This is a genomic window from Pseudomonas sp. LA5 (assembly GCF_028640825.1).
GTDB lineage: Bacteria > Pseudomonadota > Gammaproteobacteria > Pseudomonadales > Pseudomonadaceae > Chryseomonas > Chryseomonas aestiva.
Genome location: NZ_JAQYZY010000051.1, coordinates 46,568 through 73,371 on the forward strand (window position 1 = coordinate 46,568; position 26,804 = coordinate 73,371).

The 26,804-nt window shown below is 66.0% G+C and carries 26 protein-coding genes; 10 read left to right on the forward strand and 16 right to left on the reverse strand.

Going from position 1 to position 26,804, the window contains the following annotated elements:
- Nucleotides 1-353: 353 nt before the first annotated feature.
- The 3 genes from recX to PVZ72_RS18010 form a co-directional block, all read right to left on the reverse strand.
- A complete protein-coding gene (gene recX, locus PVZ72_RS18000; RefSeq protein ID WP_158895966.1) occupies nucleotides 354-806 on the reverse strand; it encodes a recombination regulator RecX in 453 nt (150 codons plus the stop codon).
- Between the two features lie 65 nt (nucleotides 807-871).
- Nucleotides 872-1,915 carry a recombinase RecA gene (gene recA / locus PVZ72_RS18005; protein ID WP_133859788.1) on the reverse strand — a complete coding sequence of 348 codons (1,044 nt, stop codon included), beginning with the start codon at nucleotides 1,913-1,915 and terminating at the stop codon, nucleotides 872-874.
- Nucleotides 1,916-2,001: 86 nt separating this feature from the next.
- Nucleotides 2,002-2,502 (reverse strand): CinA family protein, encoded by a 501-nt coding sequence (locus tag PVZ72_RS18010; protein ID WP_187978718.1) that lies wholly within the window; start codon nucleotides 2,500-2,502, stop codon nucleotides 2,002-2,004.
- Nucleotides 2,503-2,667: 165 nt separating this feature from the next.
- Between PVZ72_RS18010 and PVZ72_RS18015 the strand changes: the two genes are divergently transcribed.
- The 9 genes from PVZ72_RS18015 to fdxA all read left to right on the forward strand — a co-directional run bounded on the left by PVZ72_RS18015 (nucleotide 2,668) and on the right by fdxA (nucleotide 13,127).
- Complete coding sequence (locus PVZ72_RS18015; RefSeq protein ID WP_273862632.1) at nucleotides 2,668-3,705, forward strand: substrate-binding domain-containing protein; 1,038 nt, start codon at nucleotides 2,668-2,670, stop codon at nucleotides 3,703-3,705.
- Between the two features lie 57 nt (nucleotides 3,706-3,762).
- A complete protein-coding gene (locus PVZ72_RS18020) occupies nucleotides 3,763-4,545 on the forward strand; it encodes a sugar phosphate isomerase/epimerase family protein (protein ID WP_273862633.1) in 783 nt (260 codons plus the stop codon).
- Complete coding sequence (locus PVZ72_RS18025; RefSeq protein WP_273862634.1) at nucleotides 4,538-5,467, forward strand: sugar kinase; 930 nt, start codon at nucleotides 4,538-4,540, stop codon at nucleotides 5,465-5,467. The genes PVZ72_RS18020 and PVZ72_RS18025 overlap by 8 nt, the downstream gene beginning before the upstream one ends.
- Nucleotides 5,468-5,510: 43 nt before the next feature.
- Nucleotides 5,511-6,794 (forward strand): MFS transporter, encoded by a 1,284-nt coding sequence (locus PVZ72_RS18030; protein ID WP_208694459.1) that lies wholly within the window; start codon nucleotides 5,511-5,513, stop codon nucleotides 6,792-6,794.
- 14 nt (nucleotides 6,795-6,808) lie between these two features.
- Nucleotides 6,809-7,792 (forward strand): 2-hydroxyacid dehydrogenase, encoded by a 984-nt coding sequence (locus tag PVZ72_RS18035; protein ID WP_187978713.1) that lies wholly within the window; start codon nucleotides 6,809-6,811, stop codon nucleotides 7,790-7,792.
- A 53-nt stretch (nucleotides 7,793-7,845) separates the two neighbouring features.
- A complete protein-coding gene (locus PVZ72_RS18040) occupies nucleotides 7,846-8,052 on the forward strand; it encodes a hypothetical protein (protein WP_273862635.1) in 207 nt (68 codons plus the stop codon).
- Between the two features lie 64 nt (nucleotides 8,053-8,116).
- Nucleotides 8,117-10,066, forward strand: coding sequence for an ATP-binding protein (locus PVZ72_RS18045; RefSeq protein WP_273862636.1), 1,950 nt, complete (start codon nucleotides 8,117-8,119; stop codon nucleotides 10,064-10,066).
- A gap of 92 nt (nucleotides 10,067-10,158) precedes the next feature.
- Entirely contained in the window at nucleotides 10,159-12,735 is a 2,577-nt protein-coding gene (gene mutS / locus PVZ72_RS18050; protein WP_273862637.1) for a DNA mismatch repair protein MutS, read from the forward strand.
- A gap of 68 nt (nucleotides 12,736-12,803) precedes the next feature.
- Complete coding sequence (gene fdxA / locus PVZ72_RS18055; protein ID WP_059314069.1) at nucleotides 12,804-13,127, forward strand: ferredoxin FdxA; 324 nt, start codon at nucleotides 12,804-12,806, stop codon at nucleotides 13,125-13,127.
- Nucleotides 13,128-13,534: 407 nt separating this feature from the next.
- Here the strand turns inward: fdxA and rpoS are convergent, their stop codons facing one another.
- The 8 genes from rpoS to PVZ72_RS18095 all read right to left on the reverse strand — a co-directional run bounded on the left by rpoS (nucleotide 13,535) and on the right by PVZ72_RS18095 (nucleotide 20,667).
- Nucleotides 13,535-14,527, reverse strand: coding sequence for an RNA polymerase sigma factor RpoS (gene rpoS, locus PVZ72_RS18060; protein ID WP_273862638.1), 993 nt, complete (start codon nucleotides 14,525-14,527; stop codon nucleotides 13,535-13,537).
- A 111-nt stretch (nucleotides 14,528-14,638) separates the two neighbouring features.
- Nucleotides 14,639-15,475 (reverse strand): peptidoglycan DD-metalloendopeptidase family protein, encoded by an 837-nt coding sequence (locus PVZ72_RS18065; protein ID WP_273862639.1) that lies wholly within the window; start codon nucleotides 15,473-15,475, stop codon nucleotides 14,639-14,641.
- 170 nt (nucleotides 15,476-15,645) lie between these two features.
- A complete protein-coding gene (locus PVZ72_RS18070; RefSeq protein WP_007159462.1) occupies nucleotides 15,646-16,284 on the reverse strand; it encodes a protein-L-isoaspartate(D-aspartate) O-methyltransferase in 639 nt (212 codons plus the stop codon).
- Between the two features lie 38 nt (nucleotides 16,285-16,322).
- A complete protein-coding gene (gene surE / locus PVZ72_RS18075; protein ID WP_133859800.1) occupies nucleotides 16,323-17,078 on the reverse strand; it encodes a 5'/3'-nucleotidase SurE in 756 nt (251 codons plus the stop codon).
- Nucleotides 17,066-18,124: a tRNA pseudouridine(13) synthase TruD gene (gene truD / locus PVZ72_RS18080; RefSeq protein ID WP_273862640.1), complete on the reverse strand. Its 1,059-nt coding sequence runs from the start codon at nucleotides 18,122-18,124 to the stop codon at nucleotides 17,066-17,068. Before truD ends, surE begins: the two co-directional genes overlap by 13 nt.
- Nucleotides 18,121-18,594: a 2-C-methyl-D-erythritol 2,4-cyclodiphosphate synthase gene (gene ispF / locus PVZ72_RS18085; protein ID WP_187978708.1), complete on the reverse strand. Its 474-nt coding sequence runs from the start codon at nucleotides 18,592-18,594 to the stop codon at nucleotides 18,121-18,123. Before ispF ends, truD begins: the two co-directional genes overlap by 4 nt.
- A 66-nt stretch (nucleotides 18,595-18,660) precedes the next feature.
- A complete protein-coding gene (gene fghA, locus PVZ72_RS18090) occupies nucleotides 18,661-19,515 on the reverse strand; it encodes an S-formylglutathione hydrolase (protein WP_166655863.1) in 855 nt (284 codons plus the stop codon).
- Between the two features lie 39 nt (nucleotides 19,516-19,554).
- Nucleotides 19,555-20,667, reverse strand: a complete 1,113-nt coding sequence (locus tag PVZ72_RS18095) for an S-(hydroxymethyl)glutathione dehydrogenase/class III alcohol dehydrogenase (protein ID WP_017639036.1) — start codon at nucleotides 20,665-20,667, stop codon at nucleotides 19,555-19,557.
- A 101-nt stretch (nucleotides 20,668-20,768) separates the two neighbouring features.
- On the opposite strand from PVZ72_RS18095, the gene PVZ72_RS18100 reads away from it, so the two are divergent.
- Complete coding sequence (locus PVZ72_RS18100) at nucleotides 20,769-21,671, forward strand: LysR substrate-binding domain-containing protein (protein WP_133859804.1); 903 nt, start codon at nucleotides 20,769-20,771, stop codon at nucleotides 21,669-21,671.
- Between the two features lie 48 nt (nucleotides 21,672-21,719).
- On the opposite strand, the gene ispD is transcribed toward PVZ72_RS18100, so the two are convergent.
- The 5 genes from ispD to PVZ72_RS18125 form a co-directional block, all read right to left on the reverse strand.
- Nucleotides 21,720-22,421 (reverse strand): 2-C-methyl-D-erythritol 4-phosphate cytidylyltransferase, encoded by a 702-nt coding sequence (gene ispD, locus PVZ72_RS18105; protein WP_133859805.1) that lies wholly within the window; start codon nucleotides 22,419-22,421, stop codon nucleotides 21,720-21,722.
- The gene (locus PVZ72_RS18110) at nucleotides 22,421-22,699 is read right to left on the reverse strand and encodes a septum formation initiator family protein (RefSeq protein ID WP_007159473.1); all 279 of its coding nucleotides are present in this window, start codon (nucleotides 22,697-22,699) and stop codon (nucleotides 22,421-22,423) included. Before PVZ72_RS18110 ends, ispD begins: the two co-directional genes overlap by 1 nt.
- A gap of 166 nt (nucleotides 22,700-22,865) precedes the next feature.
- A complete protein-coding gene (eno, locus tag PVZ72_RS18115) occupies nucleotides 22,866-24,155 on the reverse strand; it encodes a phosphopyruvate hydratase (protein ID WP_133859806.1) in 1,290 nt (429 codons plus the stop codon).
- A gap of 79 nt (nucleotides 24,156-24,234) precedes the next feature.
- The gene (kdsA, locus tag PVZ72_RS18120) at nucleotides 24,235-25,083 is read right to left on the reverse strand and encodes a 3-deoxy-8-phosphooctulonate synthase (RefSeq protein WP_187978707.1); all 849 of its coding nucleotides are present in this window, start codon (nucleotides 25,081-25,083) and stop codon (nucleotides 24,235-24,237) included.
- Nucleotides 25,084-25,085: 2 nt separating this feature from the next.
- Nucleotides 25,086-26,714 carry a CTP synthase gene (locus PVZ72_RS18125; protein WP_158892280.1) on the reverse strand — a complete coding sequence of 543 codons (1,629 nt, stop codon included), beginning with the start codon at nucleotides 26,712-26,714 and terminating at the stop codon, nucleotides 25,086-25,088.
- Nucleotides 26,715-26,804: the final 90 nt, after the last annotated feature.

A 26,804-nucleotide genomic window follows, 5' to 3' on the forward strand; every position in this document is an offset into this window, starting at 1 on the left:
AACCGATGCTAGGCTCCACTGTGCTCAGCGCGAACCTGCGGTGCGGGACCGAAGTGATCGCTGCCATCGCGGCCATGGGCCGCTCTTACAGACACTGATTTGACTGTAGGAGCGGCCCATGGCCGCGATGGCTCTGAACTCGATTCGTGTCCTGGCAAACGCACGGAAAATGGCGCCTCCTTTTCCATTCGGCATCAACGCGAAGCACGCCCTCACCCCACCCCTCTCCCTCAAGGAGAGGGGGTTAGTCGTGCGCGCGTTCACTTTCCGCAATCAATCACTCACCTTGGGCGGGATGGACCTGCAGGCTGGCGCTGATCACAGCGAAGCCCAACACCGCAAGCCACACCCCACTACCGCCGACTCAGCACCCGGTTGATCCCGTCCATGGCATAGCCTCGGTAGGCCAGGAAACGCCCCTGCTTGGCACGCTCCTTGGCGTCGGCCGGCGGCGTACCGAATTTCCGGCGCCATACCTCTTCCAGCTGCGCCTGCCAGTCCACGTCCGCTTCGCGCAGGGCCATCTCCACCTGCTCTCTTTTCAGGCCACGCTGGCCCAGCTCCTCGCGGATGCGCATGGGCCCGTAACCGGAGCGGGCACGGCTGGCGATATAGCTCTCCAGATAGCGACTTTCATCGAGCAGGCCATCCTCGGCCAGGCGATCCAGCACCGGACCGAGCAGTTCCTCCTCGGCCCCGCGCCGACGCAGCTTGCGCGACAGCTCTTCACGGCCATGCTCGCGACGCGCCAGCAGATCCATGGCAGCGAAACGGATGGCAGCGGTGGTATCCAGCGGATTGCCCAAGGGTGATCCTCCTCATACGAAAACCCCCGCACGGGGCGGGGGTCGTCTGGAACACTGGCAGGCGATCAGAGATCGACGTCAGCGCCTTCTTCAGCAGCCACTTCGGCTTTCTGATTGGTCGGCTGGCTCAGCAGCTTTTCGCGGATCGCCTTGTCCACGGCGCCCTTGATCTCGGGATTGTCTTCCAGGAACTTGGCAGCGTTGCCCTTGCCCTGGCCGATCTTGCTGCCCTGGTAGCTGTACCAGGCACCCGACTTCTCGATCAGACCCAGCTGCACGCCCAGATCGATAATCTCGCCGTTCAGGTAGATACCCTTGCCATAGAGGATCTGGAACTCGGCCTGGCGGAACGGCGGTGCCACCTTGTTCTTGACCACCTTGACGCGGGTTTCGCTGCCGATCACCTCGTCGCCTTCCTTCACCGCGCCGATGCGACGGATGTCCAGGCGGACCGACGAATAGAACTTCAGGGCGTTACCGCCGGTGGTGGTCTCGGGGTTGCCGAACATCACTCCGATCTTCATCCGGATCTGGTTGATGAAGATGACCAGGCAGTTGGCGTTCTTGATGTTGCCGGTGATCTTGCGCAGCGCCTGGGACATCAGGCGCGCCTGCAGGCCCACGTGCATGTCACCCATCTCGCCTTCGATCTCGGCCTTGGGCACCAGAGCGGCCACGGAGTCGACGATGATGACGTCGACGGCGTTGGAGCGCACCAGCATGTCGGTGATTTCCAGGGCCTGTTCACCGGTATCCGGCTGGGACACCAGCAGGTCGTCGACATTGACGCCCAGCTTGCCGGCGTAGTCCGGATCCAGGGCATGTTCGGCGTCGACGAAGGCGCAGGTGGCGCCCTGCTTCTGGGCCTGGGCGATGACCGACAGGGTCAGGGTGGTCTTGCCCGAAGACTCGGGACCGTAGATTTCGACGATCCGGCCCTTGGGCAGACCACCGATGCCAAGGGCGATGTCCAGGCCCAGGGAGCCGGTGGAAATCGCCGGAATGGCCTGGCGCTCGTGATCGCCCATGCGCATCACGGTGCCCTTGCCGAATTGCTTTTCGATCTGTCCCAAGGCCGCGGCCAGGGCACGCTTTTTGTTGTCGTCCATTAGATTCCTCTCGGAGAAAGAAGGGCCAGACGGCCGTGGATACCTGTATAAGTGAACAGTATTAAACCATATTCACCCCCTGGTTGCTACACCTGAGGGCCTTTTTCCTCGGTCAGGAAGGCCAATAAAACCTCCAGCGCGCGGACCTGGGTCTGCTGGCGAACGGCGGCGCGATCACCCGCAAATACCTGCCGTTCGGTGTGCAATTTTTCGCCGTCGCGCCAGGCCAGCCAGACGGTACCGACCGGCTTGCCCGGCACCGCGCCGCCCGGCCCGGCGATACCGCTCACCGCGACCGCGAAGCGGGCACCGGCACGCTGTTGCGCGCCCAGCGCCATGGCCGCCACCACCTCCTCACTGACCGCGCCGACCTGCTCGAACAGCGCCTCGGGCACGCCCAGTTGCAGGGTCTTCTGGCGGTTGGAGTAGGTGACGAAGCCGGCCTCGAACCAGGCCGAGCTGCCGGCGACGCGGGTGATCGCCTCGGCGATGCCGCCACCGGTGCAGGATTCGGCAGTGGTGACCTGGGCGCCGGCCGCCTGCAGGGCTTCACCCAGTTGTTGGGCGAGACTGTCGAGGGAGTCCATCGAGACCTTCCTGTGCAAAGGAGAACATAAAAGGTGACCGCGGCCAGCGACCGCCTGCGGCGACCACTGGTCGGCCTGCACCTTAGACCGGCTTGCCGGTCCGCGTGAGAAAAGATTTACTGAAACCGGTTTCAGGCACCTACAAAATCCTAACAGCGGTACGCCATGAACGATGTCTTTCTCCCCGGTCCGCGCGCCACCCGTGCGACCATCGCCGAAGTGGCCGCCGCCGCCGGCGTGTCCAAGGCCAGCGTGTCTCGCTACATCAGCGACGATCGCCGCCTGCTGTCCGATTCCCTCGCCGCGCGTATCGAGCAGGCCGTGGTCGCCCTCGATTTCCAGCCCAACCAGATGGCCCGTGGCCTCAAGCGCGGTCGCAGCCGCCTGATCGGGATGCTGGTGGCCGATCTGCTCAATCCCTACTCCACCGCGGTGATGCATGGCGTGGAAACCGCCTGCCGCCAGCAGGGCTATTCGCTGCTGATCTGCAACACCGACCAGGACGCCCGCCAGGAGCGCCAGCAACTGGCCGCGCTGCAGTCCTACAGCATCGAAGGCCTGATCGTGAACACCTTTGGCCAGCACGCCGCCGACCTGCGCCACCTGGGCAGCCGCCTGCCGCTGGTGCTGCTGGATCGCGAACTGCCGGGCGTCGAGGCCGATCTGGTCGGCCTCGACAACCACCAGGCCATCGCCGAAGGCGTGGCCCACCTGCAGTGTCAGGGGTATCGCGACCTGTTGCTGGTCAGCGAACCTCTGGACGGCACCAGCTCCCGCCGCCAGCGGCTGACGGCCTTCGACGCAGCCTTGGCCGACCATCCTGGCTTTCGTGGCGGGCATTGCGCCCAGGCCGACGATGCCCTGGCCTTGCAGACGGCACTGGCCGCCTTTCTTGCCAGCCCCGGACCCGGCCCCAAGGCGCTGCTCACCGCCAATGGCGTGGCGACCCTGGCGACGACCCTGGCGCTGCAGGCCCTGGGCGAACCCCTGTTCGAACGCCTCGGCCTGCTCGCTCTCGACGACCTCGACTGGTTTCCCCTGGTGGGTGGCGGCATCAGCGCCCTTGCCCAGCCGACCCATGCCCTGGGCATAGCCGCCTTCGAGCGGTTGCAGCGGCGGATCGACGGGGATCGCAGCGCCCCGGTGCAGCAGACCTTCGGCGCGGAATTGCGCATCCGTCAGTCGACTCGCGCCCGAACCTAGAGGCACCTTTCGCCCTTTTGCTCGTCTTTTGTTGAAACCGGTTTCAGGAGAACAACAATGCCACCGGAGATCGCCATCACCACCTCGGCCTTTGGTGCCGACGGGGTCCGTACCCAGGGTCAGGCCGCCTGGCTCGACCTGATCGCCGCCGCGGGCGCCACCCATGTGGAAATCCGCGCCGAACTCTTTACCGATGCGCCCGATTTCGCCGCCCTGGGCGCCGCCATCCAGGCAGCTGGTCTGGGCTGTGTCTATTCGGTCCCCCTCGAACTCTGGCCCGACGCCGGCGCGGCCCTCTCGCCACGTCTGCCCTCGGCCCTCGCAGAAGCCCGCCTGCTGGGCGCCGATACACTCAAGGTGTCCCTCGGGCACTACCGCGCGGCGGCCGATCTGGCGCCGCTCGCCAGCCTGCTGACAGGCGACGGCCCACAGCTGCTGGTGGAAAACGACCAGACCGCCCAGGGCGGCCGGGTCGAGCCACTGCGCGCCTTCATCCAGGCGGCCCGGGCAATCCAGTTGCCGGTGGCGCTGACCTTCGACGTCGGCAACTGGCGCTGGCAGGACGAAGACCCTTTGCAGGCTGCGCGCCTGCTCGGCCCCGACGTCCGTTACCTGCATTGCAAGGCGGTGCGCCGGCGGGCCGGTGGCCTGCACGCCGTACCGCCGGAAGCCGCCGACCTGCTGGCCTGGCAGGGCCTGATGGCGCACTTCCCCAGCCGCCTGCGCCGCGCCATCGAATTTCCGCTGATAGGGGCGGATCTGCTGGCCGAGACCCGCCGCCAGGTAGCGGCGCTACGCACCCTGGATGGGCAGGCCCGGGAGGAGCGCCGGCATGGCTGACATCGACATCCTCGCCTTTGGCGAAACCATGACCATGTTCGTCGCCGAGACGCCTGGCGAGCTGGCCACGGTCGACCAGTTCGGCAAGCGCATCGCCGGCGCCGACAACAACGTGGCCATCGGCCTGAGTCGCCTGGGCTTCAAGGTCGCCTGGCTGTCGCGGGTGGGCGATGACTCCTTTGGCCGCTTCGTGCGCGCCAGTCTCGAAGCCGAGGGCCTGGACTGCCGCCGCCTCACCGTCGATCCCCGGCACCCCACCGGCTTCCAGCTCAAGTCCCGCGCCACCGATGGCAGCGATCCGGTGGTGGAGTACTTCCGCCGCGGCTCGGCGGCCAGCCACCTCAACATCGAAGAAGACTTCGACCCCAGCCTGCTGCAGGCGCGCCACCTGCACGCCACCGGTATTCCGCCTGCCCTTTCGCCCAGCGCCCGCGCCTTCAGCCGCCACCTGTTGCAGGCCATGCGCGACGCCGGCCGCAGCATCTCCTTCGACCCCAATCTGCGGCCGTCGCTGTGGGACAGCGAAGACCGGATGCGCCGCGAACTCAATGACCTCGCCGCCCTGGCCGACTGGGTGCTACCCGGCCTGGCCGAGGGCCGGCTGCTGACCGGTTACGACACCCCGGCGGACATCGCCGCCTTCTACCTGGATCGCGGCGCCAAGGCCGTGGCCATCAAGCTCGGCCCCGAGGGTGGCTACTGGCGCACGCCCGAGGCCGAGGGCGAGGTCCCCGGCGTAGCGGTGGCCGAGGTGGTCGACACCGTTGGCGCCGGCGATGGCTTCGCCACCGGCTTCGTCAGCGCTCTGCTCGACGGTCTCGATGTCGCCGCCGCCGTCGCCCGCGGCAACTGGATCGGCGCCCGCGCCGTGCAGGTGGTCGGTGACATGGAAGGATTGCCCTACCGCCACGAACTCCCCTGATCGACGCCAACCCCCTGACAAGAACAATCAAGCAGGTGACCCCATGAACGCTTCCCCTCTCGCTCCACGCCGCTGGTGGTATCTGATGCCGGTGGTCTTCATCACCTACAGCCTGGCCTATCTCGACCGGGCCAACTACGGCTTCGCCGCGGCCTCGGGCATGGCCGACGACCTGGGCATCACCCCGGCGATGTCCTCGCTGCTCGGTGCGCTGTTCTTTCTCGGCTACTTCTTCTTCCAGGTGCCCGGCGCCATCTATGCCGAGAAGCGCAGCGTCAAGCGACTGATCTTCTGGAGCCTGATCGCCTGGGGTGGCCTGGCCACCCTCACCGGCTTGGTACCCAACGTCACCCTGCTGATCGCCATCCGCTTCCTGCTCGGGGTGGTCGAGGCGGCGGTGATGCCGGCGATGCTGGTCTATCTCTGCCACTGGTTCACCAAGCGCGAGCGTTCCCGGGCCAACACCTTTCTGATCCTCGGCAATCCGGTGACCATCCTCTGGATGTCGGTGGTCTCGGGTTATCTGATCCATGCCCTGGACTGGCGCTGGATGTTCATCATCGAAGGCCTGCCGGCGGTGATCTGGGCCTTCATCTGGTGGCGCCTGGCCGCCGAGCGGCCCAAGGATGCCAAGTGGCTCGCCGCTGACGAAAAGGCCCGCCTGGAAGAGGCGCTGAAGGCCGAGCAGCAGGGCATGAAGCCGGTCAAGAACTACGCCGAAGCCTTCCGTTCGCCCAAGGTCATCCTGCTGTCGCTGCAGTATTTCTGCTGGAGCATCGGCGTCTATGGCTTCGTCATCTGGTTGCCGTCGATCCTGCGCCAGGGCGCCCACCTGGACATCGTTCAGGCCGGCTGGCTGTCTTCGCTGCCCTATCTGGCCGCGGTACTGGCCATGCTCGGGGTGTCCTGGGCCTCGGACCGCATGCAGAATCGCAAGCTGTTCGTCTGGCCGCCGCTGCTGATCGCCGCCCTGGCCTTCCTCGGCTCCTTCGCCCTCGGCACCCAGCATTTCTGGTGGTCCTATGCCCTGCTGGTGATCGCCGGTGCCTGCATGTACGCCCCCTACGGCCCCTTCTTCGCCATCGTTCCGGAGATCCTGCCTGGCAACGTCGCCGGCGGCGCCATGGCGCTGATCAACAGCATGGGCGCCCTGGGCTCCTTTGCCGGTTCCTACCTGGTGGGCTATCTCAACGGCGTGACCGGTGGTCCCGGCGCGTCCTTCGGCTTCATGGGCGGCGCCCTGCTGGTGGCCGTGGTCCTGACCCTGCTGCTGCGCCAGGAACCGGTCACCCGCGCCGCGGCGCTCAAGCCCGCCACCAGTCACTAGAGGAAGCGCTGTCCATGAAAAAGAAGGTGATCCACTACAAGGCCCTGTCGCCGGCGCTGACCGCGCGACTGGACGAAGCCTTCGATCTGGAATACGTCGACGTCAAGGCGCCGGGCGGGGAGGCCCGCCTGCGCGAACGCCTGCCCGAGGCCCAGGGGCTGCTCGGCTCCAGCTACAAGCTGACGCCCGAACTGCTGGACCTGGCTCCCCGGCTGGAAGCCATCGCCAGCGTCTCGGTCGGCTTCGACAGCTATGACCTGCCCTATCTGGAGCGGCGCGGCATCCTGCTCTGCAACACCCCGGATGTGCTCACCGAAAGCGTCGCCGATGCCGCCTTCGCCCTGTTGCTGGCCACCGCGCGGCGCATCGTCGAACTGGCGGACTGGGTCCGCGCCGGCCAGTGGCAGGCCAGTCTGGGCGAGGCGCATTTCGGTTGCGACGTCCATGGCAAGACCCTGGGCCTGGTGGGCATGGGCCGCATCGGCCAGGCCATCGCCCGCCGCGCCCACCTGGGTTTCGGCATGCAGGTCAACTACACCGCCCACGCCGCCAAGCCCGAGGTGGACGAGCGCTTCGGCGCGCGCTTCCTGCCGCTGCCCGAGTTGCTGGCGAGCTGCGACTTCCTCTGCATCACCGTACCCCTGAGCGACGAGACCCATCACCTGCTGGGCGCCGCCGAACTGGCCCGGTTGCCGCCCCACGCCATCCTGATCAACGTCTCGCGCGGCCCGGTCATCGATGAAGCCGCCCTGATCGCCGCCTTGCAGGAAGGCCGGCTGCGTGGCGCCGGGCTGGACGTCTTCGATCGGGAACCCGTGGCGCCGGACTCGCCCCTGCTGCAGCTGCCCAACGTGGTGCCCACGCCGCATCTGGGCTCGGCGACCCGGGAGACGCGCGAGGCCATGGCCCGTTGCGCGGTGGACAACCTACTGGCCGCCCTGGGCGGTCAGCGACCGGCAAATCTGGTCAATCCGCAGGCCTGGACGCGGCGCGAGTGAGCCTTGGCCGTCATTTGTGGTCAGACAAGTATCATCACAACGGAGAACGCCCCATGACCGCCTTCGACGATCCCCAAGCCTTCGTCAACCGTGTGCGCAAGCAGGCCGCCGATGCCGAACGCAGCGGCGACATCCCGCGTCTGCTGCAACTGGTCAATGAGCTGGCCACCGCCTTCGAGCGCCAGGCCCGCAGCACGGCGGCGGACAACGCTGGCGTGGTACGCGCGGTCGAGGAATTCGAGCGGCACGAGGGCACCTGAGCCGGCCTGCCGGTCGTGACCCGTTCGATACCGTGAGCGATAAGCGCTCCGAGGTCTAGCGCCAGTGCCCATTGCCACCCATACCCTGCTCGGCCGGCTGCTCAAGCTGGTCCCGCGGGAGACGCCAGCGCCCTTGCGCTTTCTGGGCGCTACCCTCCTGATCGCCATCGCGGCCGGAATCCGCCTGAGCCTGGGCATCGACAGCCTGCCCTATCTGCTGTTCATTCCCTTCATCATGGCCGCGGCCTTCTGGTTCGGCCTGGGTCCCGGCATCTTCGCCACCCTGTTGTCGGTGCTGCTGGCCGAGACCCTCTTCGTCAAGGCACCCGCCTATTTCGCACTGTTCTCGGAACGCTGGGTGTCCCATGCGCTGTTCGTGCTGGTGAACGTCATCATGGCGGTGGTCTGCGCAGCCCAGCGCCGCAGCCTGGAGTCCCTCTATCGCTTCGCCGGCAATCTCGGCGAACAGGTCACCCTGCGCACCCGCCAGCGTGATCTGATCTGGCAGGCCAGCCCCGATCTGCTCTGTACGGCGACCCTGGAGGGCCAGCTGCTGGACCTCAATCCAGCCTGGACCAGCACCCTGGGCTGGAGCGAAGAGCAGTTGCGCCACGAGCCTTTCATGGCCTTCGTGCATGTCGAGGATCGCGCCCGCACCGAGACGGCCCTGGAACGCCTGAAGCACGGCGAACCGGTGTTCGGCTTCGAGAATCGCTATCGGCATCGAGAAGGCGGCTATCGCTGGTTGTCGTGGAATTCGGTGTTGCAGGATGGCCTCATCTATTCTGCGGTGCGCGAAGTCACCGCCATCCGTGAGCAACAGGAAGCCCTGCGCCAGACCGAGGAACAGCTGCGCCAGAGCCAGAAGATGGAAGCCGTGGGCCAACTGACCGGAGGCATCGCTCATGACTTCAACAACCTGCTGACCGGTGTGATCGGCAGTCTGGACATGCTCAGTCTGAGACTGGAACAGGGCCGCTTCACCGATCTCGAGCGCTATGCCAGTGGCGCCAAGGGTGCCGCCGAGCGCGCCGCGGCCCTGACCCACCGCCTGCTCGCCTTTTCCCGTCGCCAGGCGCTGGATCCTTCGGCCACCCAGACCAACGCACTGGTGCTGGGCATGGAAGAACTCATCCGCCGCTCGGTCGGCCCCCAGATCGAGATCCATATCGAACTGGCAGAGGCGTTGAATCTCACCCTGTGCGATCCCCATCAGCTGGAGAACGCCCTGCTCAACCTGTGCATCAACGCCCGGGATGCCATGCCCGAGGGCGGGATGCTGCGCATCGTCACCGCCAATCGCCGACTCAACGACGCCCAGGCCGCCGCGCTGGAATTGCCGGCTGGCGACTATGTGACCCTGGCAGTGCTCGACACCGGTTCCGGGATGCCGCCCGCGGTGCTGGCGCGGGCCTTCGATCCCTTCTTCACCACCAAGCCGGTGGGCATGGGCACCGGACTTGGCCTGTCGATGATCTATGGCTTCGCCAGGCAGTCCGGCGGGGTCGCCCATATCGCCTCGGCACCCGGCCAAGGCACCACCGTGACCCTCTATCTGCCGCGCCTGGTGGAGCCTTCAGCGTCGTCAGTGGAGACGCCGTCGGCTCCAGCGCTGCGCTATCCCGACGGCATGACCGTCCTGGTGGTGGACGACGAACCCCTGGTGCGCATGCTGGTGGACGAAGCCCTGCGCGAACATCGCATCCATACCCTGGAGGCGCCCGATGCCGCCGCGGCGCTGCAGGTACTGGAATCGGATATCCCGCTGGACTTGCTGATTGCCGATGTCGGCCTGCCGGGCGGGCTGAGTGGCTGCCAGCTCGCCGCCCTGGCCCGGGAACGCCGCCCGGGTCTGATGACCCTGCTGATCACCGGCTATGCCGAGGCAAACCTGCCTGGCGAGACCTTGCCTGTTCCAGATGTCGAGGTGCTGGCCAAGCCTTTCACCCTGGAACGGCTGATGGCCCGCATCGATCAGCTGCTGGCTGCCCGCGAACAAGGGCCGCAGGCCTGATACCGCTGCCCTGAGCCGAGCGGGGCCGACAAACGCCGCCAGTTGGTGGACAATACGCGGCTATCCACAGGCAACCGGATCGAAACACCCGCATGAGCGATCTCTCCGCGCACACGCCCATGATGCAGCAGTACCTCAAGATCAAGCATCAGCACCCCGAACAGCTGCTGTTCTATCGCATGGGCGATTTCTACGAGCTGTTCTATGACGACGCCCGGCGTGCCGCCAAGTTGCTCGACATCACCCTGACCGCCCGCGGCGCCTCGGCCGGCAAGTCCATCCCCATGGCCGGCATCCCCTTCCACTCCGCCGAAGGCTACCTGGCCAAGCTGGTCAAGCTCGGCGAATCCGTGGTGATCTGCGAGCAGATCGGCGACCCCGCCACCAGCAAGGGCCCGGTGGAACGCCAGGTGGTGCGCATCATCACCCCTGGCACCGTCAGTGACGAAGCGCTGCTGGACGAGCGCCGCGACAACCTGCTGACCGCCGTGCTGGGCGACGAGCGCCTGTTCGGCCTGGCCGTGCTGGACATCGCCAGCGGCCGCTTCACCGTGCAGGAACTGGCCGGCTGGGAGACCCTGCTGGCCGAGCTTGATCGTCTCAATCCCGCCGAGCTGCTGATCCCCGACGACTGGCCCGCCGGCCTTCCCGCCGAGAAGCGCCGCGGCGTGCGCCGCCGGGCGCCCTGGGACTTCGACTGCGATTCGGCGCTCAAGAGTCTCTGCCAGCAATTCGGTACCGGCGACCTCAAGGGCTTCGGCTGCGACAAGCTGGGCCTGGCCCTCGGCGCCGCCGGCTGCCTGCTGGCCTATGCCAAGGAAACCCAGCGCACCGCCCTGCCGCACCTGCGCAGCCTCAGGCACGAGCGCCTGGACGACACCGTCATCCTCGACGGCGCCAGCCGCCGCAACCTGGAGCTGGACGTCAACCTGGCCGGTGGCCGCGACAACACCCTGCAGTCGGTGGTGGACCGCTGTCAGACCGCCATGGGCAGTCGTCTGCTGACCCGCTGGCTGAATCGGCCGCTGCGCAATCGCGCGGTGATCGAGGCGCGCCAGGACGCCATCACCTGCCTGCTGGAAGGCTATCGCTTCGAGACGCTGCAGCCGCAACTCAAGGACATCGGCGACCTGGAGCGCATCCTCGCCCGTATCGGCCTGCGCAACGCCCGCCCGCGCGACCTCGCGCGCCTGAGAGACGCCCTGGCCGCGCTGCCGGCGCTGCAGGACGGGTTGACGCAGATGATCGCCCCGCACCTGCTCGACCTGGCCAAAAGCATCCAGACCTATCCGGAACTGGCTGCGACCCTGGCTCGCGCCATCATCGACAATCCGCCGGCGGTGATCCGCGACGGCGGCGTCATCAAGCGCGGCTACGACAGCGAGCTGGACGAGCTGCAGACCCTGAGCGAAAACGCCGGCCAGTTCCTCATGGAACTGGAGGCCCGGGAAAAGGCCCGCACCGGCCTGCAAGGCCTCAAGGTCGGCTACAACCGCGTCCACGGCTATTTCATCGAGATCCCCAGCCGCCAGGCCGAGTCGGCACCGGCCGACTACATCCGCCGCCAGACCCTCAAGGGCGCCGAGCGCTTCATCACCCCGGAGCTCAAGGCCTTCGAAGACAAGGCGCTGTCGGCCCAGAGTCGCGCCCTGGCGCGGGAAAAGGCCCTCTACGAGGCGCTGCTGGAGGAACTCATCGGTCACCTGGCGCCCTTGCAGGACAGCGCCGCGGCCCTGGCCGAACTGGACGTCCTGGCCAACTTCGCCGAGCGCGCCCTCAACCTGGACCTGAACAAGCCGCGCTTCGTCGCGGAGCCCTGCCTGAAAATCGGCCAGGGACGTCACCCGGTGGTGGAGCAGGTGCTGGAAACGCCCTTCGTCGCCAACGACGTCACCCTCGACAACGACACCCGCATGCTGGTGATCACCGGCCCGAACATGGGCGGCAAGTCCACCTATATGCGCCAGACCGCACTGATCGTGCTGCTGGCCCATGTCGGCAGCTTCGTCCCGGCGGCGAGTTGCGAGCTGTCCCTGGTGGATCGCATCTTCACCCGCATCGGCTCCAGCGACGACCTGGCCGGTGGCCGCTCCACCTTCATGGTGGAGATGAGCGAGACCGCCAACATCCTGCACAACGCCAGCGAACACAGCCTGGTGCTGATGGACGAGGTCGGCCGCGGCACCAGTACCTTCGACGGCCTGTCCCTGGCCTGGGCCGCCGCCGAGCAACTGGCGCGCCTGCGCGCCTGGACGCTGTTCGCCACCCATTACTTCGAGCTGACCGTGCTGCCGGAAGGCCAGCCGAGCGTGGCCAACGTCCACCTCAACGCCACCGAGCACAACGACCGCATCGTCTTCCTGCACCATGTGCTGCCCGGTCCGGCCAGCCAGAGCTATGGCCTGGCCGTGGCCCAACTGGCCGGCGTGCCGGAGGACGTCATCCTGCGCGCGCGGGAGCATCTCGCCCGCCTGGAAGCGGCCAGTTTCAACGGTGAGGTGGGTGCCCCCCTGCCGGTAAGCGCGCCGGCCAAGGGTCGTCCGTTGCAGGCCGATCTGTTCGCCAGCGCCACCCATCCTCTCATCGAGGAACTGGAACGCCTGCAGCCGGACGACATCACACCCAGACGGGCCATGGAGCTTATCTACGAATGGAAAAAGCGTATCTGAGTTAACGGATACGAGGGTTCCGGCAATGCTGCTAGAATCCGCCGCCTTAGCCTGAGGAGAACGAGCAGATGACCTTCGTCGTCACTGACAACTGCATCAAATGCAAATATACCGACTGCGTGGAAGTCTGCCCGGTGGACTGCTTCTACGAAGGCCCCAACTTCCTGGTAATTCACCCGGACGAGTGCATCGACTGCGCCCTGTGCGAGCCCGAGTGCCCGGCCCAGGCGATTTTCTCGGAAGACGAGGTACCGGCCGGCCAGGAAGCCTTCATCGAACTCAACAGTGAGCTGGCCAACATCTGGCCGAACATCACCGAGAAGAAGGAAGCCCTGCCCGACGCGGCCGAATGGGATGGCAAGACCGGCAAGCTCGCCCAGCTCGAGCGCTAGGCCGCGCCTGGAAATCCAGGCCAGAAAAAAAGGGGGCGGATCGCTCCGCCCCCTTCGTCCCTGTCCCTGTAATCCTGTCACCGTCCTGGTGAACCTCGTCCCGAGGTGTTCCCGATCCGCTTCCTGCCGATCCGCGTCGTCCCAGACACAGCGCCGATAGTACGCTTCTGCCGAAGGCTGGCAATCTGCCACAGTCGGTCACGGCGAACTCGCTAAGCACGCCCCTCGAAACAAAAAAACGTTACGCGGCAAGCACTTGGCTATTGGTCGAGCTGCTCAAGCGATACTTTCCGGCAGCCTGAAGCGATGCATGCTTACGCGGACTGTAAGCCTTGGCTTACAACGACACGCAGAAAAAAGCCCGGATAAATCCGGGCTCCGTTTGGCTGACATTCAGCTAGGCATGTTCAGAACAGCGAGTCACTGGACAGGCCATTGCGCTCGAAAATCTCGCGCAACCGCTTGAGCGCCTCGACCTGGATCTGCCGGACCCGCTCGCGGGTGAGCCCTATCTCCTGCCCGACCTCTTCCAGGGTACAGGCTTCATGACCACGCAGGCCGAAGCGACGCACCACGACCTCGCGCTGCTTTTCCGGCAGCTCCAGCAGCCACTGGTCGATGCTCTGGTTGAGATCCGAATCCTGCAGCAATTCGCAGGGATCGGTGGGGCGGTCGTCGGTCAGGGTGTCGAGCAGGGTCTTGTCGGAATCGGGGCCGAGGACCATGTCAACCGAGCTGATCCGCTCGTTCAGGCCCATCACCCGCTTGACGTCCGCTACCGGCTTTTCCAGCAGGGCGGCGATTTCCTCGGGTGAAGGCTCGTGGTCGAGCTTCTGGGTCAGTTCGCGCGCGGCGCGCAGATGCAGGTTGAGTTCCTTGACCACATGGATCGGCAGGCGAATGGTGCGGGTCTGATTCATGATCGCCCGCTCGATGGTCTGCCGGATCCACCAGGTGGCATAGGTGGAGAATCGGAAACCTCGCTCGGGATCGAATTTCTCCACCGCGCGAATCAGGCCGAGATTGCCCTCCTCGATCAAATCGAGCAGCGAAAGACCGCGATTGATGTAGCGGCGAGCGATCTTCACCACCAGGCGCAGGTTGCTTTCGATCATGCGCTTGCGACCGGCGGGATCGCCACGCTGGGCAAGACGGGCGAAATGCACTTCCTCCGCTGGTGACAGCAGCGGCGAAAAGCCGATTTCGTTGAGATAGAGCTGGGTAGCGTCGAGCGCTCGGCCGTAGTCGGCCAGTTTCGCCCCCCGCAAGACCTGATTGCCGCGCCCGAAGAGCGCCTTGGTCATGGCTGAATCGGCGGATTCCTCACCGAAGGGATTGGAATCGAGAAGCAGGACATCATCGCCGAGGTCGTACTCGGTTTCTTGTTTGTTCTGGATCATCTTGAGTAACCCTTGCTCGTCTGCGCTTCGAGCCAGGGCGTATCGATACGTTGCCGATGCGCCATGACTCGCCCCCAAAAAAGCTGCGGGATCGAGTCGGCGCCTAGCGAATCAGCGATTGGGCAAAAACTGCAAGGGATCCACCGGCTTGCCCTGACGGCGAATCTCGAAATGGAGCTTGACCCGATCAGTCCCGGTCGAACCCATCTCGGCAATCGTCTGCCCTATCTTGACACGCTCACCTTCCCGAACCAGCAACCTACGATTGTGACCGTAGGCACTAACGTAGGTTTCGCTGTGTTTGACGATAACCAGTTCACCATAACCCCGTAGACCATTTCCCGCATAGACCACGGTACCGTCGGCAGCGGCCATCACGGGCTGACCTTCCTGCCCGGCGATGTCTATTCCCTTGTTTAGGCTGCTGCTGGCCGAGAAGCGGCTGATCAACGTACCTTTCGTCGGCCAGGCCCAACCGGATGCGGATTGGGGGACATCACGGGTCGGCGTCTGAGCGGGCGTTACCGGCGTCGGCGGGGGCGCGGCGGGCAGATTGGGGGTCACCACCGGGGTGGCGACAGTGGGACTGGAGGTGACGGGCGGCGGGATGGGCACTGGTGTCGCCACCGGAGTGCCGGGTGCCGGAGCGGAAGCTACCGTGGCCGGTCGACGGATGATGCGACTGGAACCACCGGCGCTGGAACCGCTGCCGAAACGGATGACCTGGCCGACATGGATGACATAGGGTGCCCGGAGGCCGTTCTGGGCTGCCAGGGCACGCCATTCCCAGCCATTGCGGGAGGCGATGGAGAACAGGGTGTCACCGCGCTTGACGCGATACTGCCCGGAAGTGACCTGGGGCACGCTGCTGCGGCCATCGCCGCGGTCGACCACCGGCGCTCGCGAGCCGTTGCTCGAACAGCCCGCCAGCAGCAGGGCCACGAGCACCCCCGCCAGCCAGCCTGAACGCCCTCGTCCTGGAAATCCTTGCGCTCGGGCCTTCACCCGTTCCTCCCGCAGAGTCTGATCATCTACCGTCCGGCCATCCCGCCGGCCTCAAGCGGCCGCGGCCGCCAGGCAGCCTTGGAGCGCGGTACCGGGGTAACGTTCCCTGTCGCTCACTGGGCCAGGGGTCCATTGAGCAGGGGCACGAAACGGACGGCATTGAGTTCGTGGCGGACGAAGCCTTCGGCTTCGCGCACGATCAGCAGGAGCTTCTGCTCCTCGTCGACGCCTACCGGGATCACCAGGCGACCGCCGGGTGCCAGCTGGTCGAGCAGCGCCTGGGGCACTTCCCGCGCCGCGGCGGTGACGATGATGCCGTTGTAGGGCGCCAGCGCCGGCCAGCCTTCCCAGCCATCGCCCCAGCGAAACACCACGTTGCGCAGATTGAGTTCGAGCAGACGCTCCTTGGCTCTGTCCTGCAGCGACTGGATGCGCTCCACGGAAAACACCCGCTCCACGGTCTGCGCCAGGATGGCGGTCTGGTAGCCGGAGCCGGTGCCGATCTCCATGACCTTGTCCAGCGGACCGCCGGCGAGCAGCAGCTCGGTCATGCGCGCCACCATGAACGGCTGGGAAATGGTCTGGTTGTGGCCGATGGGCAGCGCCGTGTCTTCGTAGGCGCGATGGGCCAGGGCCTCGTCGACGAACAGGTGACGCGGCGTACGGCGGATCACCTCCAGCACCTGGGCGTTGGACAGCCCCTCTTCGTAGAGGCGCTGGATGAGGCGCTCCCGGGTGCGCTGGGAGGTCATGCCGATGCCGTGTCTTTGCATATGCTCTTGCCCCTGAGTCATGCCAGCAGCTCCGTCAGTGCCTGCAGGCCGGCGAAACCCTCGCGGAAGGTGCGATCGAACTGCAGTGGCGTCACCGAGACATAGCCTTCCAGCACGGCATGGAAGTCGGTGCCCGGTCCGCCATCCACCGCATCGCCGGAAACCGAGATCCAGTAGCCCGCCTTGCCACGCGGATTGACCTCGCGCACCGGCGGCTTGGCCTGGGCGCGATGACCCAGGCGGGTCAGCTGCAGCCCCTTGATCTGCGCAAGCGGCAGATCCGGGATGTTGACGTTGAGGACGGTGCGCGGCGGCAGATCGAAGCGCTCGTGCAAGGCCACGATACGGGCGGCGATCTCGGCCGCGACCGCCATGTTGTCGGCACTGCGCGACACCAGCGAGAAGGCCAGCGCCGGGCGGTTGAGAAAACGCCCTTCCATGGCCGCGGCCACGGTACCGGAATAGAGGACGTCGTCGCCAAGATTGGCGCCCAGGTTGATCCCGGCCACCACCATGTCCGGCGTCTCTTCCAACAGGCCATTGAGGCCGAGGTGAACGCAATCGGTAGGCGTGCCGTTGACGCCCAGGAAGCCGTTGGGCAGGCGCTGCGGATGCAGGGGGCGGTCCAGCGTCAGGGCACTGCTCACGCCGCTCATGTCATAGAGCGGCGCGACTACCTGGCACTCGTAGTCCGCACGGGCGGAGAGCGCGGCATGCAGCGCGGCGATACCGGGGGCCAGCACCCCATCGTCGTTGGCGATCAGAAGTCGCATGGATGTTCCGTCTGCCCTGCCTCGCCAAGCGTTACCAGCTCGCGAACCACTGCGGTGGCAAAACAGCCGGCCGGCAGGACGAATTCGAGTTGCAGAATGTCAGGAGCGGGATAATGCCACGTCAGGCCGCCGATGGGGAGGCGCAGGATGCGCCGTTCATGCGAGAGGCCGGCACCGGCCAGCCAGGCGGGCAGCTCTCCGGCGGCCCTGGCCACCTCCTGTTCCAGGGCCGCGGCCGGACCCCGCACCGGGGATTCACCGGCGCCCCACAGCGGGCCCGTGGGGTGCAGATCGAGCGCCGCCAGGCGCGGATCCGCCAGATCGGCGGCGGTCGCCGGAAAGTGGCTGCGGCTGTCGGTGAAGGCCAGCAGGTCGCCCTCCTGCGCCTGATTCCAGGAGCCGTCGGCGATCCGTCCGGCCAGCACCTGATTGAACAGCCAGCTGCGCGCGGCGGACAGCGTCCGCGAACGCCGGTTGCGCTGTTCGGGCAGACGCTGCTCGCGAGCACACGCCTGGGCGTCGGCCAGATTGCCGCCCTGGTAGCCGAAGCGCTGCGGGCCGAAATAGTTGGGTACGCCGCCGGTGGCGATGGCCTGCAGGCGCGCCTCCAGCAGCGCGGCATCGGCCTGGAGCCCGGTCAGGCGCAGGCGGAAGCCATTGGCGACATGGGCGCCCCGCTGCAGCTTGCGCCGGTGCCGACCCTGCTGCAGGATCACCAGCGTCTCGTCGCAGGCGGCTGCCAGGTCCGGATCGACCTTGCCGGGCAGGTGCAGGCTGAACCACTGGCGGGTCAGGGCCTGGCGATCCTTGAGGCCGGCGTAGCTGATCGCCCGCTGCGGCACCCCGGCGGCACGCGCCAGGCGGCGCACGGCTTCCTCGGTGTTGAGGCCGCGCTTCTCGACCCACAGCCAGAGGTGCTCGCCATCACCGCTCAGCGGGATGTCCAGCACCTCGTCCACCTGGAAGTCCTCGGCACTGGCCTTGAGAATCGCCTGGCCGCAGGGCTCGCCATGGGCGCGCGGCCCGAGCAGCTGGTCTTCGGTCATAGTGGCAACAGCAGGGCCACGGCGTGCACGGCGATGCCCTCTTCGCGCCCGACGAAACCCAGACGCTCGGTGGTGGTGGCCTTGACGTTGACCTGGCCCAGCTCGACCTGCAGGTCCTCGGCGATGGCCTGGCGCATGGCCTCGATGTGCGGCGCCATCTTGGGCGCCTGGGCGGCGATGGTGCCGTCGACGTTACCGACCTTCCAGCCCTGTTCACGGACCAGCTCGACCACATGGCGCAGGAGCACCCGGCTGTCGGCGCCCTTGAAGCGCGGATCGGTATCGGGGAAATGCTTGCCGATGTCGCCCAGGGCGGCCGCACCCAGCAGGGCATCGGCCAGGGCATGCAGCAGCACGTCGCCATCGGAGTGGGCAACCAGGCCGTGGTGGTGGGGAATACGAATGCCACCGAGGGTAATGAAGTCGCCCTCGCCAAAGGCGTGAACGTCGAAACCGTGACCTATGCGCATGAACAGAGACGCCCTGGAAAATGACAGGGCGTCGATTCTACCGGCTGTGGACAGGCGCCGTCGCCCTTACGAGGTCGACAGGGCCGCCGCGTGATGCCGCAGGTGGTCGTCGATGAAGCTGGCGACGAAGAAATAGCTGTGGTCATAGCCTGGCTGCAGCCGCAGTTCCAGCGGATGACCCGTGGCTTCCGCCGCCCGCTGCAGGGCCTGGGGCTTGAGCTGTTCGGCGAGGAAGCTGTCCTGCTCACCCTGGTCGACCAGCAGCGGCAGGCGCTCCTCGGCCTTGGCCAGCAGCGCGCAGGCATCCCACTCCGCCCAGCTGCTGCGGTCGTCACCCAGGTAGTGGGAGAACGCCTTGTGCCCCCAGGGACAATCCAGCGGATTGACGATGGGCGAGAAGGCCGACACCGAACGATAGCGACCCGGATGCCGCAGGGCGCAGATCAGGGCCCCGTGGCCGCCCATGGAATGACCGCTGACGCCGCGGCGATCCGAGACCGGGAAGTTGGCCTCGATCAGCGCCGGCAGCTCCTCCACCACATAGTCGTGCATGCGGTAATGCTTGGCCCAGGGCTGCTGGGTGGCATTGATGTAGAAGCCGGCACCCAGGCCGAAGTCCCAGGCCTTTTCGGGGTCGTCCGGTACGCCTTCGCCGCGCGGACTGGTGTCCGGCGCCACCAGCACCAGGCCCAGCTCGGCCGCCAGGCGCTGGGCGCCAGCTTTCTGCATGAAGTTCTCGTCGGTGCAGGTCAGCCCCGACAGCCAGTAGAGCACCGGCAGGTCGCTACGGGCTTCCGCCTGCGGCGGCAGGTAGACGGCAAAGGTCATGTCGCAGTCGAGACTGCGCGCGCGATGGCGATAGCGCTTGTGCCAGCCGCCGAAACTCTTGTTGCTGGAGAGCAGTTCGAGACTCATGGTCATCTCCCGAACAGGGGGCGCCCCTGGGCGCCCGCCTGGTGATCAGTAATGGACGACGGTGCGGATGCTCTTGCCTTCGTGCATCAGCTCGAAGGCCTCGTTGATCTGCTCCAGGCCCATGGTGTGGGTGATGAAGGTGTCCAGCGGGATCTCGCCGCTCTGCGCCTTGCGCACATAGCCGGGCAGCTCGCTGCGGCCCTTGACGCCGCCGAAGGCGCTGCCGCGCCAGACGCGACCGGTCACCAGCTGGAACGGCCGAGTGCTGATCTCCTGGCCAGCCCCGGCCACGCCGATGATCACCGACTCGCCCCAGCCCTTGTGGCAGCATTCCAGGGCCGCACGCATCAGGTTGACGTTGCCGACGCATTCGAAGCTGTAGTCGACGCCGCCGTCGGTCAGCTCGACGATGACCTCCTGGATCGGCTTCTGGTGATCCTTGGGATTGACGAAGTCGGTGGCGCCCAGTTCGCGGGCGATGTCGAACTTCGAGGGATTGATGTCGATTGCGATGATGCGGCTGGCCTTGGCCATCTTGGCGCCGATGATGGCGGCCAGACCGATGCCACCCAGACCGAAGACCGCAACGGTGGCGCCCTCTTCCACCTTGGCGGTGTTGAGCACGGCGCCGATGCCGGTGGTCACGCCACAGCCCAGCAGGCAGACCTTTTCCAAGGGTGCCTCGGCAGGGATCTTGGCCACCGAGACCTCCGGCAGCACCGTGTACTCGGAGAAGGTCGAGCAGCCCATGTAGTGGTAGATCGGCTCGCCGTTGTAGGAGAAGCGGGTGGTGCCGTCGGGCATCAGGCCCTTGCCCTGGGTCGCGCGCACCGAGCTGCACAGGTTGGTCTTGCCGGATTTACAGAATTTGCACTGGCCGCATTCGGCGGTGTACAGCGGGATGACGTGATCGCCCACGGCGACCGAGGTCACGCCCTCGCCCACCGCCTCGACGATGCCACCGCCTTCGTGACCGAGGATGCAGGGAAAGACCCCCTCGGAGTCCTGGCCGGACAGGGTGTAGGCGTCGGTGTGGCAGACGCCGGTGGCGACGATGCGGATCAGCACCTCACCGGCCTTTGGCGGCTCGACGTCCACTTCGACGATCTTCAGGGGCTCATTGGGCGCGAAGGCTACGGCGGCGCGGGACTTGATCATGCTCGACTCCAGTAGGACGAAAAAACGAGGTGATCAGTTTAGACGCCAGAAATCCTGGAACAATCGGGCATACTGGAATTCATTTTTGCCACAGGGAAACAATGATGGGTTGGGAGGGTATCGATGAGTTCGTCGCGGTGGCGAACACCCTGCACTTTGGTCAGGCCGCCGATCGCCTGGGCACCTCCACGTCCCACGTCAGCCGTCAGGTGGCAAGGCTGGAGGAGCGTCTGCAGGCGCGTCTGCTCTATCGCAGCACCCGCAGCGTCGCCCTCACCGAAGCCGGTCACACATTTCTCCAGCACTGCCGCCGCCTGCAGGAGGCACGCGACGAAGCCCTGCGCGAGGTCAGCGATCTCTCCAGCCAGCCCAAGGGGCTGATCCGCATGACCTGCGCCGTGACCTATGGCGAACGCTTCGTCGTGCCCCTGGTCAACGATTTTCTCGCCCGCCATCCCGAGGTGAGTCTGGAACTGGACCTGACCAACCGCACCGTCGACCTGCTGCACGAGGGCTACGATCTGGCCATCCGCCTGGGCCGCCTGGCCGACTCGCGTCTGGTAGCGACGCGCCTGGCACCACGGGAGCTCTATCTGTGCGCCGCGCCGAGCTATCTGGAGCGCTTCGGTGCGCCCCATACCCTGTCCGAGTTGAGTCGCCATCGTTGCCTGGTGGGTACCAGCGATATCTGGAGCTTTCGCGAAAACGAGCGCGAGGTGCTGCACCGGGTCCAGGGCTCCTGGCGCTGCAACAGCGGCCAGGCGGTGCTCGACGCTGCCCTGCGTGGCTTCGGCCTCTGCCAGCTGCCGGATTACTACGTGCAGCCGCATCTGGCCCGCGGCGAGCTGCGCGCCCTGCTGGACAATCGTCAGCCGCCCAATAGCGCGGTCTGGGCGCTTTATCCGCAGCGGCGCTTTCTCTCGCCGAAGATTCGCCTGCTGGTGGAACACCTCAAGCAGGGCCTGGGCACCCCGCGCCCAGGGGCTCGCCACCCAGTGGATTGAGCGCAGCGAGCGAGTCTTTTCAGCGATGGGCCACTGCGGGCCTGGGTCCTAGGCCTCGGCGAAGACCTGTTGCAGCCGCTGCAGGTCTTCGGGGGTGGTGACCTTGATGTTGTCCGCGCGGCCTTCGACCAGGCGCGGCGCATGACCGGCCCATTCCATCGCCGACGCCTCATCGGTGATGGCAGCGCCCGCAGCCAGGCCGGCGCTCAGGGCGTCACGCAGGGCACCGAGGCGAAACATCTGCGGCGTATAGGCCAGCCAGACCTGGCTGCGATCCACGGTTTCGCTCACCCGGCCATCGCGGCCAACGCGCTTGAGGGTATCCCGTGCCGGCACGCCCAGGAGGCCACCCACCGGGTCCTGGGCCAGTTCGGCCAGCAGCCGGTCCAGATCCTCGCGACAGAGATTGGGTCGCGCGGCATCGTGCACCAGCACCCAGTCGCCGTCGGTGGCGCCCTGCTCGCTCAGCAGCAGCAGGCCACCGAGTACCGAGTCGGCGCGCTCGCGACCGCCCGGTGCGCGCAGGATGCGGGCATCGCGGGCGCAGGCCAGCGTCGGCCACCAGGGGTCTTCCGGCGCCAGGCTCACCGCCAGGCCGCGCAGGCGCGGGTGGTCGAGAAAACAGTCGAGGGTGCGCTCCAGCAGACTGCGGCCGCACAGGTCGAGGTATTGCTTGGGTCGGTCGGCACGCATCCGCGCACCCACGCCCGCGGCGGGGATGACCGCCCAGAAGGAAGGCAGGAGGGACATTATTTGGATTGCAGGAAGAGGGTTTCGCCTTGTTTGACCATGCCGAGTTCGTGGCGGGCACGCTCCTCGACGGTCTCCATGCCTTTCTTGAGCTCGACGACCTCGGCTTCGAGGATCTCGTTGCGCTCCAGCAGGCGCTTGTTCTCACCATTCTGGTCGGCAATCTGCTGCTTGAGTTCGCGCACCTGGGCGAAGCTGCCATCACCGACCCACAGGCGATACTGAAGACCGCCGAGCAGCAGGAGCAGGAAGGGGAACAGCCAATAGGGACTTCGCATGGGAGATAACGGATTCGCGGACGGCGGATGCCGCAAAGGCGGCGGCAGAGACGAAAACAGGATAGAAGCCCAGCTCTACGCTTGTAAACTGGGCATCTATCCTGTGGTCCGTCGGACGTGGCGGGAGGCGCTGACCTGAGTCAGCACCTCCCCGGTCGCTCAGCCCTTAGCTGCGGAACTCGGCACGGCCGCGGTAAGGCGCCTTGGCACCCAGCTGCTCTTCGATGCGCAGCAGCTGGTTGTACTTGGAGACGCGATCGGAGCGGCACAGCGACCCGGTCTTGATCTGACCGGCGGCGGTGCCCACGGCCAGATCGGCGATGGTGGAGTCTTCGGTCTCGCCGCTGCGGTGGGAGATCACCGCCGTGTAGCCGGCGGCCTTGGCCATCTGGATGGCTTCCAGGGTCTCGGTCAGGGAGCCGATCTGATTGAACTTGATCAGGATCGAGTTACCGATGCCCTTCTCGATGCCTTCCTTGAGGATCTTGGTGTTGGTGACGAACAGGTCGTCGCCCACCAGCTGCACCTTGCTGCCGATCTTGTCGGTCAGCGCCTTCCAGCCGGCCCAGTCGGACTCGTCCATGCCATCTTCGATGGAGATGATCGGGAATTGCTCGGTCAGCCCGGCCAGGTAGTCGGCGAAACCGTTGGCGTCGAAGGCCTTGCCCTCGCCGGACAGGTCGTACTGGCCGTCCTTGTAGAATTCGCTGGAAGCGCAGTCCAGGGCCAGGGTCACGTCGGTGCCCAGCGCGTAGCCGGCGTTCTTCACCGCTTCGGCGATGGCGGCCAGGGCGTCGGCGTTGGAAGCCAGGTTCGGCGCGAAGCCGCCTTCGTCACCCACGGAGGTGCTCAGGCCCCGGGCCTTGAGCACGGCTTTGAGGTGATGGAAGATCTCGGCACCCACGCGCAGGGCGTCGGCAAAGCTCTTGGCGCCGACCGGCTGGACCATGAATTCCTGGATGTCGACGTTGTTGTCGGCATGTTCGCCGCCATTGATGATGTTCATCATCGGCACCGGCATGGAGTACTGACCGGGGGTACCGTTCAGGTTGGCGATGTGGGCGTAGAGCGGCAGGTCCTGGTCTTCGGCAGCGGCCTTGGCGGCCGCCAGGGACACGGCCAGGATGGCGTTGGCGCCCAGCTTGGCCTTGTTCTCGGTACCGTCCAGCTCGATCATGGCGCGGTCCAGGGCCTTCTGGTCGCTCGGATCCTTGCCCAGCAGCAGGTCACGGATCGGGCCGTTGATGTTGCCCACGGCCTTCAGCACGCCCTTGCCCAAATAACGGCTCTTGTCGCCGTCGCGCAGCTCCAGTGCCTCGCGCGAACCGGTGGACGCGCCGGACGGCGCGGTGGCGCGACCGACGATACCATTGTCCAGGATAACGTCCGCTTCAACGGTGGGGTTGCCGCGGGAATCCAGGACTTCACGTCCCTTGATGTCGACGATGTTAGCCATTTTTGTATCGATCTCCATGTTACCGGTCATTGACGGATCAGCCTTCGGCTGCGCCTGGGCCTTTTGGTTCAGCCGCCGCTTAGGCAGTTTCGATCGGCGTGAACGACTTCACCAGCTCGTCCAGCGCCTTGAGCTGGGCCAGGAAGGGCTCCAGCTTCTCCAGGCGCAGGGCACAGGGGCCGTCGCACTTGGCATGTTCGGGATCCGGATGGGCTTCGAGGAACAGACCGGCCAGGCCCTGGCTCATGCCCGCCTTGGCCAGGTCGGTGACCTGGGCGCGGCGGCCGCCGGCGGAATCGGCGCGACCGCCCGGCATCTGCAGGGCATGGGTCACGTCGAAGAACACCGGGTAGCCGAAGCTCTTCATGACGCCGAAGCCGAGCATGTCGACCACCAGGTTGTTGTAGCCGAAGGAGGAGCCCCGCTCGCAGAGGATCAACTGGTCGTTGCCGGCTTCTTCGCACTTGGCGAGGATGTGCTTCATCTCCTGGGGCGCGAGGAACTGCGCCTTCTTGATGTTGATCACGGCGTCGGTCTTGGCCATGGCCACCACCAGGTCGGTCTGCCGCGAGAGAAAGGCCGGCAGCTGGATGATATCGCACACCGCCGCCACCGGAGCCGCCTGGTAGGGCTCGTGGACGTCGGTGATCACCGGCATGCCGAAGGTGGCCTTGAGCTCTTCGAAGATGCGCAGGCCGGCTTCCATGCCCGGACCACGATAGCTGGTCACCGAGGAGCGGTTGGCCTTGTCGAAGCTGGCCTTGAAGACATAGGGGATGCCCAGCTTCTCGGTCACCTTGACGTATTGCTCGCAGACCTGCATGGCCAGGTCACGGGATTCCAGCACGTTCATGCCGCCGAACAGCACGAAGGGCTTGTCGTTGGCGATCTCGATGTTGCCGGCGCGGACGATCTTCTGCACGGTCATGCTCAATCCTTCTTGGCGTAACGCAGGGCGGCGTTGACGAAGCCGCTGAACAGCGGATGGCCGTCACGCGGGGTGGAGGTGAACTCCGGGTGGAACTGGCAGGCGACGAACCAGGGATGGTCCGGGGCTTCCACCACCTCCACCAGGGCGCCGTCGCCCGAGCGACCGGAGATCTTCAGGCCGGCGGCCTGGATCTGCGGCAGCAGGTTGTTGTTGACCTCGTAGCGGTGACGATGGCGCTCGACGATGACGTCCTGGCCGTAGCAGTCGTGCACCAGGGTGCCTTCGCTCAGCTGGCACTCCTGGGCGCCCAGGCGCATGGTGCCACCCAAGTCGGAGCCTTCGGTGCGGATCTCGGTGGCGCCAGTGGCGTCCTGCCACTCGGTGATCAGGCCGACCACCGGGTGCCCGCTGGCCTTGTCGAATTCGGTGGAGTTGGCGTCTTTCCAGCCCAGCACGTTACGGGCGAATTCGATGACCGCCACCTGCATGCCCAGGCAGATGCCCAGGTAGGGAATCTTGTTCTCGCGAGCGTACTGCACGGTGGCGATCTTGCCTTCCACGCCGCGCAGGCCGAAGCCGCCGGGAACCAGGATGGCGTCCACGCCCTTGAGCAGATGGGTGCCCTGCTGCTCGATGTGCTCGGAATCGATATAGCGCAGGTTGACCTTGGTGCGGCTCTGGATGCCGGCGTGGGTCATGGCCTCGATCAGCGACTTGTAGGCGTCGAGCAGTTCCATGTACTTGCCGACCATGGCGATGGTGACTTCCTGCGCGGGGTTGAGCTTGGCGTCCACCACGCGATCCCACTCGGACAGATCCGCCGGCTTGCACTCCAGGCCGAAGCGCTCGATGACGAACTCGTCCAGGCCCTGGGCGTGCAGCACGGAGGGAATGCGGTAGATGGTGTCGACGTCTTCCAGGGAGATGACCGCGCGCTCTTCGACGTTGGTGAAGAGCGCGATCTTGCGACGCGAGGAGCTGTCGACGGTGTGGTCGGACCGGCAGATCAGCACATCGGGCTGCAGGCCGATGGAGCGCAGTTCCTTGACCGAATGCTGGGTCGGCTTGGTCTTGGTCTCGCCGGCGGTGGCGATATAGGGCACCAGGGTCAGGTGCATCAGCATGGCGCGGCGCGCCCCGATCTCCACCCGCAACTGGCGGATGGCTTCGAGGAAAGGCTGCGACTCGATGTCGCCGACGGTACCGCCGATCTCCACCAGGGCCACGTCGGCATCGCCGGCGCCCTTGATGATGCGTCTCTTGATCTCGTCGGTGATGTGCGGGATCACCTGCACGGTGGCGCCCAGGTAGTCGCCACGACGCTCCTTGCGCAGCACGTCCATGTAGATGCGACCGGTGGTGAAGTTGTTGTTCTGGGTCACGGTGGTGCGGATGAACCGCTCGTAGTGACCCAGGTCCAGGTCGGTCTCGGCGCCGTCATGGGTGACGAACACCTCGCCGTGCTGGAAGGGGCTCATGGTGCCGGGATCCACGTTGATGTAGGGATCCAGCTTGAGCATGGTGACCTTCAGCCCTCTCGCTTCCAGAATGGCGCCCAGGGAAGCCGAGGCGATGCCTTTCCCCAAAGAAGAAACAACACCGCCCGTGACGAAAATAAAGCGCGTCATGAAAATTCCTAGAATCTGCGTTGAGGCGGAGAGCCGCCGATGAAAGCGAGAGCGGTCGGCCTGGCGCCGGACCAATGCACACCGTCCACT